General features: G+C 58.8%; 14 protein-coding genes. 12 read left to right on the top strand and 2 right to left on the bottom strand.

Annotated features, from left to right (window positions below):
• Positions 1–13: 13 nt before the first annotated feature.
• Entirely contained in the window at positions 14–1111 is a 1098-nt protein-coding gene (locus tag ACL2XF_RS03270; protein ID WP_413727989.1) for an oxidoreductase, read from the top strand.
• 117 nt (positions 1112–1228) lie between these two features.
• Here the strand turns inward: ACL2XF_RS03270 and fghA are convergent, their stop codons facing one another.
• Positions 1229–2077 (bottom strand): S-formylglutathione hydrolase, encoded by an 849-nt coding sequence (fghA, locus tag ACL2XF_RS03275; protein WP_413727990.1) that lies wholly within the window; start codon positions 2075–2077, stop codon positions 1229–1231.
• Positions 2077–2991 carry a putrescine utilization regulator PtrR gene (ptrR, locus tag ACL2XF_RS03280; RefSeq protein ID WP_410014317.1) on the bottom strand — a complete coding sequence of 305 codons (915 nt, stop codon included), beginning with the start codon at positions 2989–2991 and terminating at the stop codon, positions 2077–2079. Before ptrR ends, fghA begins: the two co-directional genes overlap by 1 nt.
• A gap of 102 nt (positions 2992–3093) precedes the next feature.
• Between ptrR and ACL2XF_RS03285 the strand changes: the two genes are divergently transcribed.
• From ACL2XF_RS03285 to mglC, 11 genes are all read left to right on the top strand, one after another.
• Complete coding sequence (locus tag ACL2XF_RS03285; RefSeq protein WP_413727991.1) at positions 3094–4218, top strand: YbfB/YjiJ family MFS transporter; 1125 nt, start codon at positions 3094–3096, stop codon at positions 4216–4218.
• Between the two features lie 156 nt (positions 4219–4374).
• A complete protein-coding gene (gene folE, locus ACL2XF_RS03290) occupies positions 4375–5040 on the top strand; it encodes a GTP cyclohydrolase I FolE (protein ID WP_162368522.1) in 666 nt (221 codons plus the stop codon).
• A gap of 57 nt (positions 5041–5097) precedes the next feature.
• Positions 5098–6258, top strand: coding sequence for a DUF418 domain-containing protein YeiB (gene yeiB, locus ACL2XF_RS03295; RefSeq protein ID WP_410014319.1), 1161 nt, complete (start codon positions 5098–5100; stop codon positions 6256–6258).
• Positions 6259–6426: 168 nt separating this feature from the next.
• A complete protein-coding gene (gene eptA / locus ACL2XF_RS03300; RefSeq protein WP_413727992.1) occupies positions 6427–8079 on the top strand; it encodes a phosphoethanolamine transferase EptA in 1653 nt (550 codons plus the stop codon).
• Entirely contained in the window at positions 8076–8753 is a 678-nt protein-coding gene (pmrA, locus tag ACL2XF_RS03305) for a two-component system response regulator PmrA (protein ID WP_410014321.1), read from the top strand. The genes eptA and pmrA overlap by 4 nt, the downstream gene beginning before the upstream one ends.
• Positions 8750–9832, top strand: coding sequence for a two-component system sensor histidine kinase PmrB (gene pmrB, locus ACL2XF_RS03310; RefSeq protein WP_410014322.1), 1083 nt, complete (start codon positions 8750–8752; stop codon positions 9830–9832). The genes pmrA and pmrB overlap by 4 nt, the downstream gene beginning before the upstream one ends.
• 9 nt (positions 9833–9841) lie before the next feature.
• Complete coding sequence (locus ACL2XF_RS03315; protein ID WP_410014323.1) at positions 9842–10138, top strand: hypothetical protein; 297 nt, start codon at positions 9842–9844, stop codon at positions 10136–10138.
• 320 nt (positions 10139–10458) lie between these two features.
• Positions 10459–11499, top strand: a complete 1041-nt coding sequence (gene galS / locus ACL2XF_RS03320) for an HTH-type transcriptional regulator GalS (protein ID WP_410014324.1) — start codon at positions 10459–10461, stop codon at positions 11497–11499.
• 182 nt (positions 11500–11681) lie between these two features.
• Entirely contained in the window at positions 11682–12683 is a 1002-nt protein-coding gene (gene mglB, locus ACL2XF_RS03325) for a galactose/glucose ABC transporter substrate-binding protein MglB (protein WP_410014325.1), read from the top strand.
• 70 nt (positions 12684–12753) lie between these two features.
• Positions 12754–14274, top strand: a complete 1521-nt coding sequence (gene mglA / locus ACL2XF_RS03330; protein ID WP_410014326.1) for a galactose/methyl galactoside ABC transporter ATP-binding protein MglA — start codon at positions 12754–12756, stop codon at positions 14272–14274.
• 18 nt (positions 14275–14292) lie between these two features.
• Complete coding sequence (mglC, locus tag ACL2XF_RS03335) at positions 14293–15303, top strand: galactose/methyl galactoside ABC transporter permease MglC (protein WP_410014327.1); 1011 nt, start codon at positions 14293–14295, stop codon at positions 15301–15303.
• Positions 15304–15357: the final 54 nt, after the last annotated feature.

Below are 15357 nucleotides of genomic sequence, written 5' to 3' on the forward strand. Positions count from 1 at the left end.
TACAGGCCAAGGCATGTCATACGCAATCCGTGTACAGGTATCTCCCGATAATTACTATTCCTACCCCGGCGCCATCGAACAGCTGGTCCATTTCTATCCTGCGGACGTGCTGGCGAACGCGGTCTGGATTTACGGCGAACGGGCGCTGGCGGCGGCGCGCGCCTACCTGCCGGCGTCCTTTGACGCCCCCGGCGCGGTGCGCATCGGTTTTGCCGGCCATTGCAGCGAGCGCGACGTTGCGGATCTGGCGCGCCGGGCCGGCGGCGACCGCCGTGTGGTGATAGGCGTCGGCGGCGGGGCGGTGCTGGATACCGCCAAGGTGGTGGCCCGTCGCCTGGGCATCCCGCTGGTGGCTATCCCCACCATCGCCGCCACCTGCGCCGCCTGGACGCCGCTCTCGGTCTGGTACGACGACGCCGGGCAAGCCCTGCGCTTTGAAATCTTCGCCGATGCCAACCACCTGGTACTGGTGGAGCCGCGCATTATCCTGGCGGCGCCGAAAGATTACCTGCTGGCGGGCATCGGCGATACGCTGGCGAAATGGTATGAGGCGGTGGTGCTCAGTGCCGAACCGGAAAAACTGCCGCTTACCGTACGCCTGGGGCTCCAGACCGCGCTGGCGGCGCGCGATGTGCTGCTCAACCAAAGCGCCGCGGCTCTGACGGCGCTGGACCGGGGCGAGCTAAGCCAGGATTTTCTTGATGTGGTGGACGCCATTATCGCCGCCGGCGGCATGGTGGGCGGCCTGGGCGAACGCTACACGCGGGTGGCGGCCGCGCACGCGGTCCATAACGGCTTAACGGCGCTGCCCGCCACCGCGTCCTTTTTGCATGGCACCAAAGTCGCCTACGGCATCCTGGTCCAGTGCGCCCTGCTGGGACAACATGACGTCCTGCGCGCGCTCAGCGCCGCCTGGAGCCGCTTCGGCCTGCCGACGTCGCTGGCGGCCATGCGCGTGGATATCAACGACCGCGACGCCGTCGGCCAGCTCATTGCCCGCACGCTCCAGCCGGGAGAATCCATCCATCTGGTGCCGATCGCTTTAAACGAGGCTATTGTGCTGCAGGCGCTGCGCGACGTCGAGGCTGTCGCCGCCGGTGCGGCAGCGTAAGCATGGCGGGTAAAAGGGAAAGCGTGCCTATGAGGCCGAAGCAGCCACGGCGTTTCGGGGCACCGGACGCCCCCGTTTCGCCAGGCTCGCTGTCGGCGGATTCACAGTGGACGGGCGTTAACGGTTAAGATGCAGCGCGTGAAAGCGCAGATGATCCTCGATAAAACTGGCGATGAAAAAATAGCTGTGATCATAACCCGGCTGGATGCGCAACGTTAACGGCCAGTCCCGCCGCCGCGCCAGATCCGCAAACTTCTCGGGCTGCAGCTGCGTCGCCAGAAACTGATCGGCATCGCCCTGATCTATCAGTATCGGCAATGGCCTGGCCGCATCCCCCGCCAGCAGGACACAGCTATCGTATTCCCGCCACGCCTGCGTGTTATCCCCCAGGTAGTGGCTAAACGCCTTACGCCCCCAGGGCACCTCCGCCGGATTGACAATAGGCGCAAACGCCGACACCGAACTAAACCGTCCCGGGAAACGCAACGCCAGCATCAGCGCGCCGTGGCCGCCCATGGAATGCCCCATGATCGCCTGCCGGCCGCTTACCGCAAACTGCCGTCGCACCAGCGCCGGCAACTCTTCGGCCACATAATCAAACATCCGGAATTGCCCGGCCCAGGGTTGCCGCGTGGCGTTAACGTAAAACCCCGCGCCCTGGCCCAGATCATAAGCCTCGTCATCCGGCACATCCGCGCCTCGGGGGCTGGTATCCGGCATCACCAGCAACAGGTTCAGCTCGGCGGCCACCCGCTGGGCGCCGCTTTTCTGCGAAAAATTCTCATCGCTGCACGTCAGTCCCGACAGCCAGAACACCATATGCGGCGGTGCCGCGTGCCGATCGGCGGGCGGCACGAACAGGCTATAGGTCATCAGGCCGCCGGTACTCGCCGCACGATGGCGAAAACGGCATTGCCGGCCGCCGAACAGCCGGTGCTCATCAATACACTCAGGCATCGCATCCATCACATATTCTCCAGGACCACATCGTTAACCGCACACCCGTTCCCGGGCGCGGGCGGGTATTGCTCAATAATCAGTTTTTTCAGCGCCGCCACGTTGGGGCTGAACGCATCGGCGCGCCAGATAAGCCACGTCGCCACATCGGCGGTGGGCGCCGGCAATTCATGCACCGACACCCGCCGCCGATCCGGTAATTGACGCAGCACCGTCAGCGGCAGCATGGCCACGCCGGCGCCGCTGGCGACGCAGGCCAGCATGGTATGATACGACTGAATTTCCAGGATCGGACCGGGCGCCACGCCCTGCTGTGCAAACCACGCTTCAAAGCGCCGGCGGTAAGAACAGCTGGGGCGAAAGGCGAACAACGTCTTGCCGGCAATCTCTGCCGGGCTGTCGATCGGCGGCTGATCGAGCGCGGCAATCAATACCAGCGTCTCGGCGAAGCTGTAGCAACCTTCTATTTCAGCATAGTTCACCGGACCGTCCACCAGGGCGGCGGCCAGGGTGCCGGCGCGCACGCCGTCCACCAGCTCCCCCGAGGATCCGGTCGCCAGCGACAACGACACCCGGGGAAAACGCTGATGATAGGTGGCCAGCAGCGCGGGCAGGCGGATGGCCGCAGTGCTTTCCATGGAGCCGAGGGCAAAATTGCCCGTCGGTTCCCCAGCGTGGGTCATGCTGATGGCCTCTTCGCTCAGCGCCAGGATCCGCGTGGCGTAGCCCAGGAAATTATGCCCCATGGGCGAGAGCCGCAGGCGCTGTTTTTCGCGGATAAACAGATCGGTTCCCAATTCCCGCTCCAACTGCCGCAGCCGGGTGGTCAGGTTGGACGGCACGCGATGCAACTGCTCGGCGGCGCGCGCCAGCGAACCGGTATCGGCGGCGGCGCAGAACATTTTCAGCTGGGTCAGATCCATGTGTTCTCTATTTGTCAGTAAGTTGGTCTTGATTATTCATTTTTCGTGAGTTTAGTGATCGTGCATGCTATTGGCAAGATGAATATTTCTTGTGGAGAAGGTATGGCGATAAAAGTGGCCCTGAGCGGCTTTCTGGCACTGTTGGTGGCGATGGGTATCGGCCGTTTCGCCTTTACGCCGCAGGTACCGCTGATGATAAGCGCGGGGCAGTTAACCCTTACCGGGGCGGGGGTGGTGGCGGCCTGTAATTATCTGGGCTACCTGGTGGGCGCCTATGACGCCATGCGCGCGGGCAGGGGGCTGGAAATACGGCTGTGGCTTGGGCTGTGGGGGACGGTGGCCATCACGCTGCTCTGCGCCGTTACCCACAGCCTGCTGGCGCACTGCCTGCTGCGTTTGCTGGCGGGCGCGGCCAGCGGATGGGCAATGGTGCTGGTGGCGGCCTGGACCGGCGACCGGCTGGTACAACTACGTCGCCCGGCGCTCAGTGCCGCGGTGTTCGCCGGTCCCGGCGCCGGCATCATGGTCAGCGGCCTGCTGGCGCTGGTCATGCATCGCCTGGATATCCACGCCGCGGGCGCCTGGCTGGTCTATGGCGTTACGGCGCTGCTGCTGGTGGCGCTTATCAGCGCGCATCTGCCCAGAGGCGGCGCGCTGACGCGCCAGGGCCCGGACGCCGCCAGGCCGGCGCTGACGCCACGGCTGAAAAGCCTGGTCTGGAGCTACTCCCTGGCGGGTTTCGGTTATATTCTGCCGGCCACCTTCCTGGCGCAGATGGCGGCCGCGCGGTTTCCCGGCAGCGAGACCGGCCACTGGATCTGGCCGGTGTTCGGCGCCGCCAGCATGGCGGGCATCGGGGTAGGCATTCTGACGCGTCATCGCCTGCGCGCCGGCCAACGGCTGGCGCTGACCCTCTGGGCGCAAACGCTCGGCGTCGGCCTGATGATCGCCATGCCCGGCGTCGCCGGCCTGATGGCGGGCGCGGTGCTCACCGGCGGCGGTTTTTTGAGCGTGGTGCAACTGACGCTGGTCTGCTCCCGCCGCCAGGCGCCGGATCATATGCGCTACATGACCGGCCTGCTCACCTGCGGCTACGCGGTCGGACAGCTTATCGGCCCCATGCTCTCCGCGCTGGCCAGCAGCCTGACCGGCCGGCTGGAGCCGGCGCTGATGACGGCGGTGGCCGCCCTGGCGCTCGCGGGCGCGCTGGCATGGCGTCAGCCTTGAACCGGTAGTCACGGGCGGCGATGCGGTAAAACCAGTAAAAATTTCATGGCGCATGCAACACATTCACTGGATAAACGCGGCGCTCTCTACTAGAGTGGGGGCGCATCTTGACGTGATGAGATCAAGAGCAGCCAGGCCTGCCGGAGAAGAAAAAGTATGCTATCGCTGACAACAGAAGCCGCATTGGTGCATGAAGCCTTAATGACGCGCGGCCTCGAAACGCCCCTGCGCGGGGAAGTGCTGGACGGGGAAACCCGCAAACGGCAGATTGCCGAGCACATGACCGCCATAATGAACCTGCTTAACCTGGATTTATCCGACGACAGCCTGGCGGAAACGCCGCACCGGATTGCCAAGATGTACGTTGATGAAATTTTTTCCGGCCTGGATTACGCCAATTTCCCCAAAATCACCCTGATTCAAAACAAGATGAAGGTGGATGAAATGGTCACGGTACGGGATATCACCCTGACCAGCACCTGCGAACACCACTTCGTGATTATCGACGGCAAGGCCACCGTGGCCTATATCCCGAAGGACAGCGTGATTGGCTTATCCAAAATCAACCGCATCGTGCAGTTTTTCGCCCAGCGCCCGCAGGTGCAGGAGCGTCTGACCCAGCAAATCCTGGTGGCGCTGCAAACCCTGCTCGGCACCCTGAACGTGGCGGTGTCCATCGACGCGGTGCATTACTGCGTGAAAGCGCGCGGTATCCGCGACGCCACCAGCGCCACCACCACCACGTCCCTGGGCGGATTGTTTAAATCCAGCCAGAATACGCGCCAGGAATTTTTACGGGCCGTACGCCACCACAACGGCTGATGCGGCGCTGATATGCGTTACGGCGCGGTGCGCGCCGCCTGATAAAAGAGGTTGCCCATGCGCGAGCGCATCGCCATGCTGGACTGCGCGCGGGGGATGGCGATTCTCGGCATCCTGCTGATGAATATTACCGCCTTCGGCCTGCCGAAGGCGGCCTATCTCAATCCGGCGTTTATGGGCGCGCCTTCCCTGGCCGATGCCTGGACCTGGGCCGTGATGGACATGGTGGCGCAGGTCAAGTTCCTGACCCTGTTCGCCCTGCTGTTCGGCGCCGGCCTGCAAATGCTGCTGCCGCGCGGCGGCCGCTGGATACGCTCGCGGCTGTTTTGGCTGATGGCCTTTGGCCTGATCCACGCCATCTTTTTCTGGGACGGCGATATCCTGCTGGATTACGGCCTGGTGGGGCTGCTGTGCCTGGGCGCCATTCGCCACGATATATCGTCCGGGCGCCTGATCGGCGCCGGCATCGCCCTGTACGCCATCGGCCTCGGCATCCTGGTGCTGATGCAGGCGATGCTGGCCGGCGCCGCGCCGGGGCGGTTCTGGCTGCCCGGCGTGGCCGATCGCATTTACGAATACTACTGGCAAACCACCGGCGGTCCCGAAGCCTGGAGCGTGCGCCTGGCGTTATTGCAATCGAGCCTGATGTCGCTGGCGGCCCAGTACGGCTGGCTGCTGGCCGGCGCCATGCTGATTGGCGCCGGGCTGATGCGCAGCGGCTGGCTGGCGGGCAACAGAAGTCCCGCCCACTACCGCGCCATGGCGTCCTGGCTTATTCCCCTGGGGCTGGCGATAAACCTGCCGTCGGTGGTGGCGCAGTGGCAATCGGGCTGGGCTTATCACTGGTGCGCGTTCCTGCTGCAAATTCCCCGCGAGCTGGGCGCCCCGTTCCAGGCGCTCGGCTACGTGGCGCTGTGCTACGGCTTCTGGCCGGCCATCGGCGGCCTGCGCGTCGTGCGCTGGGTGAGTAACGTCGGACGCATGGCGTTGAGCAACTACCTGCTGCAAACACTGCTGTGCACCCTGGTGTTTAACCAGTTCGGCCTGTTTATGTCCTTCGGCCGCACCGGCCTGTTGCTGCTGGTGCCCCCCGTCTGGCTGGCCAATATCCTGTTTTCCACCCTGTGGCTGCGGTTTTTCCCCCAGGGGCCGATGGAATGGACATGGCGCCGCCTCACCCGGCTGACCGCCGGCGCCCCGGCGCGCGCGGCGGACTAAGGTCCTTCCCCGCGGCGGGGCATCGTTATCCATTAACCCTGGCGGAGGCGGGATTGCCGGGAGAGTGCGCCATTACTTTAATCATTCATCAAAGCATGTGCCCGCTTAAGGTTAGGTTAATTTTTTCATGGTTAACTGGCGCTAATATTTCCCTGAGCTAACCTGAATATGTGGTTTAATATTGCGAAAGCGGCGCCGCGCCCCACGGTCAGCCCGTGGTTTTTTAATATTATCGTGGCGCTGGTCATTACTTTTTTCCAGAATATCGTTTATTTTAGAAAAGTCCTGCAGCTCGTCGATATATCAGTAGGCTACAACTTACTGTTTTTTATCAGCATGCCCGTTACCCTGTTGTTCGCGCTCAATTTATTATTCAGCGTGATCCTGCTGCCTTATATCCGCAAGCCCATCGTCATCCTATTGTTTTTCAGCGACGCCCTGGCGCAGTATTTTATGCAGGCGTACGGCATTATTATCGATCGGGGCATGGTCCAGAACACCCTTGACACCACGCTTGTGGAAAGCGTCGCCCTGCTGACGCCGCGCCTGGCGCTGTATCTGATCGTCTTCGGTATTTTGCCCTCGCTGCTGGTGTTGTGGATCAAGGTCAGGCCGGTGGCGTTTTCCTGGTCGAATATCGGTCTGCATTTCCTGAATGTCCTGGTATCGCTCTGTGTTATCGCGCTGGTGGCCTCTTTCTTTTATAAAGACTACGCTTCGCTGATGCGCAATAACCAGCAGCTGGTGAAAAACCTGGTCCCCAGCGATATGGCGCTCGGCGGCTATTCCTATTACAAGCATGATTACGTCAAGAAAATGCCCTTCACCGAGCGCGGCCAGGACGCGCATATTGTCCCCGCGATTCATGACAATCATAAAAAGAACCTGATCATCGTGGTGGTGGGCGAGACCTCCCGCGCGCAGGATTTTTCGCTGGGCGGCTACGGCCAACTGACCAACCCCAAGCTGGCGGCGGACAACGTCATCTATTTTCCGGACACCTCGTCCTGCGGCACCGCCACGGCGGTATCGGTACCCTGCATGTTTTCCGGTATGACGCGCAGGCAGTATGACGGCGAAAAAGCCGACAGCCAAAGCAACGCGCTGGATATCATCCAGCGGGCGCAGGTGGATGTGCTGTGGCGGGAAAACGACGGCGGCTGCAAGGATGTCTGCCTGCGGGTGCCCACCGAACAGCTCAGCACCTGGCATCTACCCGAACTCTGCGCCGAAGGCGTCTGCCTGGACGAAGCCCTGCTGCGCAACCTGGACGGCTACATCAACGCGCGCACCAAGGATACGGTTATCGTGCTGCATACCATGGGCAGCCACGGCCCGACTTATTACCAGCGCTACCCGAAAACCGCCGCCGCCTTTGCCCCCACCTGCGACACCAACGAGATTCAAACCTGTTCGAACCAGGCGCTGGTTAACACTTATGACAATACTATTGTCTATATAGACGACATGCTTGATAAGACCATAAAATTGCTGCAAGCTCATGGCGATAGGTTCAATACCGCCCTGGTCTATCTGTCAGATCACGGCGAATCCCTGGGCGAGAACGGTATCTATCTGCACGGCATGCCTTACGCCGTGGCGCCGGCCCAGCAAACCCATATCCCGATGCTGATTTGGCTGTCGCCCGACTATATCCAGGCGCATGCCGTCCGGGAAGACTGCCTGCGAGACCGGGCAAAACGACAGGCCTACTCACACGATAATCTCTTCTCTACGTTGCTTGGACTGACCGATGTCAAAACGCAACTCTATCAGCCGGATCTTGATGTTTTACAACCTTGCCGGGATGCGCAGCAATGAAAATTCTGATCATCGAAGACGATAAGTTATTGCAGGACGGCCTGCGAATGGCCCTGCAGCAGGAAGGCTACGCCAGCGACTGCGCGGGTAATCTGCGCGACGCGGAACATCTGATGGACAGCACCGCCTACAGCCTGGCAATACTCGACCTGGGCCTGCCGGACGGTGACGGCATGTCGCTGCTGAATCTGTGGCGCAAGGCGGGAAACGACGTGCCGGTGCTGATCCTGACCGCGCGCGATGGCATCGATGAACGGGTGCACGGTCTAAACCTGGGGGCGGACGATTACCTGGTCAAGCCTTTTGCCCTCAGCGAGCTGCTGGCCCGGGTGCGCGCCATTATCCGCCGCCATCAGGGCAAAAGTAACAATCAGCTGTGGGTGGATAATATTTCACTCGACCTGAACAGCCACGAAGTGACCCTGGACGGCAAGATTATCGAACTGACGCCGAAGGAATTCGCCATTCTTTCCCGGCTGATGCTGCGGGCGGGGCATCGCATCCACCGCGAAATCCTCCATCAGGATCTGTATAACTGGGATGACGACCCCTCGTCCAACTCGCTCGAGGTCCATATTCATAATCTGCGGGCGAAAATCGGCAAGGATCGTATCCGCACCCTGCGCGGATTCGGTTACCTGCTGACCAAAACCGCGGCAGGGGAGCCGTCATGAAAGCCGCCGACGGTCCGATGACCAGCATGCGCTGGCGGCTTATCGTGGTGCTGGGCATTATCCTGCTGTGTTGCCAACTGATTACCGTTATCTGGTTATGGCACGAAAGCAAAGAACAAATCGACCTGCTGGTCAACCGTACCCTGGCGGAGAGCGTGCGTAACGAGCACGTTAACCAGGAAATACGCGAGGCCATCGCCGCGCTCAGCGTGCCGTCGCTGATGATGATTATGTTCACGCTGTTCTTCTGCTTCCAGGCGGTGAACTGGATAACCCAGCCGCTCTCGCGCCTGCAGGACGCGCTGGGATCGCGCGGCGCGGAAAACTTTGAGCCGCTGCCGGAGCTCGGCAATATCCGCGAGGTGATCGCCGTCACCCGCAGCCTTAACCAGCTGTTGTTCCGGCTGAATACCACCTTGCAGCAGGACCGGCAGTTTACCTCCGACGTGGCCCATGAATTACGCACGCCGCTTTCCGGCATCCGGCTGCACCTGGAGGTACAGGAAAAGCAGTACGGTATCGACTGCCAGCCGCTTATCGAGCGGGTGGACAATATGTCCTATACCGTGGAACAGCTGCTGCTGCTGGCGCGCATTCGCCACGATTTTTCCTCCGGCCATTACCAAACGGTCAGGTTCAGGGACGACGTTATCATCCCACAGCAAAGCGAACTGGACGAGATGGTGGAACAGCGCGGACAGCGGATACGCTGGCTGCTGCCGGAAACGGAAATCATTTTCCAGGGCAATGCCATCCTGATGCGGCTGCTGCTGCGCAACCTGGTGGAAAACGCCCACCGCTACAGCCCGGCGGACAGTATTATCGTCGTGCGGCTCACGCATGACGGCGCTGACGGCATCCAGCTTCAGGTGATTGACGAAGGGCCGGGCGTCGACCCGGCGAAAGCGGTGGAACTGACGAAGGAATTCGTGCGCATGGATCAGCGCTATAACGGCATCGGCCTGGGATTAAGTATTGTCACCCGCATTGCGCAGCTGCACAACGGCCGCTTCGAGCTGGTCAACCGCGACGACCACTCCGGCACCATCGCCCGCCTGTTCCTAACCGAACCGGCCTAGGAGACCGCCATGCTATCCGACGCGTCCGCCCCCTGGCTGTATAACCTGTTTATCCTGGCGTTGCTGGCCAGTGGTTACGCGCACCTGGCGTGGAATAAGGCGTTTTTGTATATCATCCTCAGCCTGGCGGGCACGCTTGCCGCCGCGGCGACGGTTTTCAGCCGTATCGACGCATCCAGCCCGGCCGCCGCCTGCTACATAGTGCTGCTTATCAATGCCTCCTTTGTGCTGGTTTCGGTGGTCAGCGCCTGGTCGCTGTCATTTTACTCCCGGGCGAAAAAACACCGCCGCCGCCGCGATGATTAAGTATTTCGTGATAGGATAGGGTGAAATAACAAAAAAAAGCCCCTAAATAGTTACAACATCCACCAAGTATCCCCTCACCGATCCTTCCCCTCCGGCCAATGCGTGCGAAAGCGCCTGGCAGATAAAATGCCAATAATGTATGTAAACGGTTCCGGTCCTGTGACCTGATTCACGCTGTGTTGCGATTAAACCGGTTAGGATAGCGCTTTATGTTTCATAAGTGTTATGACAATCAGGAGCGTCAGGAGGGCATAAACCATCAATGTCCGCCGGTTTGGTCGAGAATACCTGGGCGAAAAGCACCATTAACAGGGGATGAGATGATCACTATTCGTGATGTGGCGCGGTTGGCCGGGGTATCGGTGGCAACGGTGTCACGGGTATTAAACGATAGCGCTATCGCCAGCAAGGAAGCGCGCGACAAGGTGATGAAAGCGGTCAAGGAACTGGGTTACCGGCCTAACGCCAATGCGCAGGCGCTGGCCACGCAAATCAGCGACACCATCGGCGTGGTGGTTATGGACGTATCCGATCCGTTTTTCGGCGCGCTGGTGAAAGCGGTGGACACCGTGGCGCAGCGGCATAAAAAAAACGTCCTGATCAACAACAGCTACCACCAGGCGGATAAAGAGCGCCATGCCATTGAAGTGCTGATCCGCCAGCGCTGCAGCGCGCTGGTGGTCCACGCCAAGATCCTGTCCGACGAAGAGATGATCCCTTTTATGGTGCGCGAGCCGGGCATGGTGTTGATTAACCGCATCCTGCCGGGCTTCGAGCACCGCTGCGTGGGGCTGGACAACGTCAGCGGCGCCCTGATGGCCACCCGTACCCTGCTCAAGCAGGGGCACCGGCAGATTGGCTATATCGGTTCCAACCATCCCATCGAGGATGAGCGGCAGCGGCGCCAGGGCTACCTGCAGGCCATGGCGGAGGAGGGGATCGCGCCGCCGCAAAGCTGGCAGGCGTTCAGCTCGCCGGACCTGCAGGGCGGCGAGGAGGCGATGGTGGAGCTGCTGGGGCGCAACCAGCAGCTGACGGCGGTGTTTGTCTATAACGACGGCATGGCGGTGGGGGCCCTGGCGACGCTGAAAGAAAACGGTATCGCGGTGCCGACGCAATTTTCGGTGGTGGGGTTCGACGATATTCCCATCTCCCGCTATACCAGCCCCAATCTTACCACGGTGCGCTATCCCATCTTCGCCATGGCGGTCGCCGCCACCGAGCTGGCGCTGCTGGGCACGGCGGGGCGCATCGACGAGAAGCAAACGCACCTGTTTATGCCGACGCTGGTGCGCCGCCATTCCGTGGCGCCCTGGAAAAACGTGGCGGCGATCGCGTCGTCATCAGAAGATGAGATGTAACCGCTTCCAAACTGTGAGAATATTCACAGTTTCTTAACATTGATCCCTCTATGCTAATGGTGTTATTCCCTCACGATGCTATCAGGTCAACATCGCGAGGGCTTTTCGTACAGGGATGTCGGTAAAACCACGGAAGGAATTTGTCTGCCTTTGAGTAAACCTACCTATTTCCGGAGAAACTAATGAATAAGAAGGCATTAACCCTTACCGCTCTGGCAACCGGCCTGTTGCTGTCCGTCGCCGCTCATGCCGCCGATACCCGCATTGGGGTAACTATTTATAAATATGACGATAACTTCATGTCGGTGGTGCGCAAGGCAATAGAAAAAGACGCCAAAGAAGCCAAAGGCGTGCAACTGCTGATGAATGACTCGCAAAATGACCAGTCAAAACAAAACGACCAGGTGGACGTATTGATTGCCAAGGGCGTCAAGGCCCTGGCGATTAACCTGGTCGACCCCGCCGCCGCGCCGGTGATTATCGAAAAAGCGCGCGGCGCCAATATTCCCGTGGTGTTTTACAACAAAGAACCCAGCCGTAAAGACCTGGACAGCTATGACAAGGCCTATTACGTCGGTACCGAATCCAAGCAGTCGGGCATTATCCAGGGCGAGCTTATCGCCAAGCACTGGAAGGCGCATCCGGAATGGGATTTGAATAAAGACGGCGTGATCCAATATGTACTGCTTAAAGGCGAGCCGGGACATCCCGATGCCGAAGCGCGCACCGCCTATGTGGTCAAGACCCTGACCGACCAGGAAAAGATCAAGGTACAGCAGCTGCAGCTGGATACCGCCATGTGGGATACCGCCCAGGCCAAGGATAAAACCGATGCCTGGATGTCGGGTCCGAACGCCAACAAGATTGAAGTGGTGATCGCCAATAACGACGCCATGGCCATGGGCGCGGTGGAAGCGCTGAAAGCCCACAATAAATCGGCCATTCCGGTATTCGGCGTCGATGCCCTGCCTGAAGCGCTGGCGATGGTTAAATCCGGCGCTATGGCCGGCACCGTGCTGAACGATGCCGACAACCAGGCCAAGGCCACCTTCGACCTGGCGAAAAATCTGGCCGACGGCAAACCGGCGGCGGAAGGCACCAACTGGAAACTGGATAATAAAGTCGTCCGCATCCCCTATGTCGGCGTCGATAAAGATAATTTAACGCAGTTTATTAAGAAATAATCCCCACTCCCCCCATTGGGCCTGACGCCCGAGGGGGGATTTTTCTGTCTTATCCTAGCCGGGTATAACTATGGCCGATATTACGACCGAACAGCCAGGCGAATGGCTGCTGGAAATGAACAACATCAGTAAATCATTTCCTGGCGTCAAAGCATTGGATAATGTGAACCTCAAGGTGCACTCCCACTCCGTCCATGCCTTGATGGGCGAAAACGGCGCGGGTAAATCCACGTTATTGAAGTGCCTGTTCGGCATTTATAAAAAAGATTCCGGTAGTATTATTTTCCAGGGAAAGGAAATCGATTTCAAAAGTTCCAAAGAGGCGCTGGAACATGGCGTTTCCATGGTGCATCAGGAACTGAACCTGGTATTACAGCGTACCGTCATGGACAATATGTGGCTTGGGCGTTATCCGCGCAAAGGCCTGTTTGTCGATCACAAAAAGATGTACGCCGACACCAAGGCCATATTTGACGAGTTGGACATTAATATCGATCCCTATGATAAAGTGGCCACCCTGTCAGTGTCGCAAATGCAGATGATCGAGATTGCCAAGGCGTTTTCCTATAATGCCAAAATCGTCATCATGGATGAACCGACCTCGTCGTTGACCGAACGCGAGGTCAATCATCTGTTCAGTATTATCCGCAAGCTCAAGGCGCGCGGGTGCGGCATTGTTTATATTTCCCATAAGCTGGAGGAAATTTTCCAGCTGTGCGATGAAATCACCATCCTGCGCGACGGCCAGTGGATTGCCACCCAACAGGTGGAAGGCCTGACCATGGACAAGATTATCTCCATGATGGTGGGGCGTTCGCTCAGCCAGCGCTTCCCCACGCGCGAAGGCGAACCGGGCGAGGTGATCCTGGAGGTGAAAAACCTGACCTCGCTGCGCCAGCCGTCGATCCGCAATATCTCCTTCGACTTGCGCAAAGGGGAGATTCTCGGCATCGCGGGCCTGGTGGGCGCCCGGCGCACCGATATTGTCGAAACCCTGTTCGGCATTCGCGAAAAAGTGACCGGCACCATCATCCTGCATGGCAAGACCATCAAAAACAACAGCGCCAACGAGGCGATCAACAACGGTTTTGCCCTGGTGACCGAGGAGCGGCGGGCCACCGGTATCTACGCCTATCTGGATGTCGGCTTTAATTCGCTGATTTCCAATATCCGCAATTATAAAAACAAAATCGGGCTGCTGGATAATTCGCGCATGAAAAGCGATATCCAATGGGTTATCGATTCCATGCGGGTAAAAACGCCGGGCCATCAGACCAATATCGGTTCGTTGTCGGGCGGCAACCAGCAAAAAGTGATTATCGGCCGCTGGTTATTGACCCAACCGGAAATCCTGCTGCTGGACGAACCGACGCGCGGGATTGATGTCGGGGCTAAATTTGAAATTTATCAATTAATTACCGAGCTGGCGAAACGCGGTAAGGGCATTATTATTATTTCGTCCGAGATGCCGGAACTCCTGGGGATCACCGACCGGATACTGGTAATGAGTAACGGTCTGATGGCGGGGATTGTGGAAACGAAACAAACTTCGCAAAACGAAATTTTACGTCTTGCTTCCGTGCATCTTTAATTTTATAGGGTTCTTATTATGAATGTGTTGAATAAGAAAAGCATGCTCACTTATTTAAAAGAGGGCGGCATTTATGTGGTGTTATTGGTACTGCTGGCTATTATCATTTTTCAGGATCCGACTTTTTTAAGCCTGATAAACTTAAGTAATATCCTGACCCAATCATCGGTGCGTATTATTATCGCGCTCGGCGTGGCGGGGTTGATTGTTACCCAGGGCACCGACCTGTCGGCCGGGCGCCAGGTGGGGCTGGCGGCGGTGGTCTCGGCGACCCTGCTGCAATCAATGGAAAACGTCAATAAAGTCTTTCCGGATATGCAAACCCTGCCGATCCCGGTGGTTATCCTGACGGTATGCGTGATCGGCGCTTTTATCGGCCTGATTAACGGCGTGGTGATTGCTTATCTTAATGTGACGCCTTTTATTACCACTCTGGGTACTATGATCATCGTGTATGGCGTCAACTCGCTGTATTACGATATTGTCGGCGCCTCGCCCATCGCCGGCTTTGATTCCCATTTTTCCACCTTTACCCAAGGGTTCCTGCGCTTCGGCGATTTTAAGCTTTCCTATATTACGTTTTACGCGGTGTTTGCCATTCTGTTTGTCTGGGTGATCTGGACCAAGACCCGCTTCGGTAAAAATATCTTCGCCATCGGCGGCAATCCGGAAGCGGCCAAGGTTTCCGGCGTCAACGTGCCGCTGAACCTGATTATGATTTATGCCCTGTCCGGGGTGTTCTATGCCTTCGGCGGTATGCTGGAAGCCGGGCGTATCGGCAGCGCCACCAATAACCTGGGCTTTATGTACGAGCTGGACGCCATTGCGGCCTGCGTGGTGGGCGGGGTATCGTTCGCCGGCGGGGTCGGCACGGTGGCGGGGGTGGTGACCGGGGTAATTATCTTTACGGTTATCAACTATGGGCTGACCTATATCGGCGTAAATCCTTATTGGCAGTACATTATTAAAGGGGCGATTATTATCTTTGCGGTGGCGCTGGATTCACTGAAATACGCGAAGAAGAAATAACAGCCTCAGGCGTAGGTGCGGGGTTGTCAATGGCCCCGCGCTTACGTATTTTCA

The sequence above is a fragment of the Sodalis sp. RH19 genome (assembly GCF_047324215.1).
Lineage (GTDB): Bacteria > Pseudomonadota > Gammaproteobacteria > Enterobacterales > Enterobacteriaceae > Acerihabitans.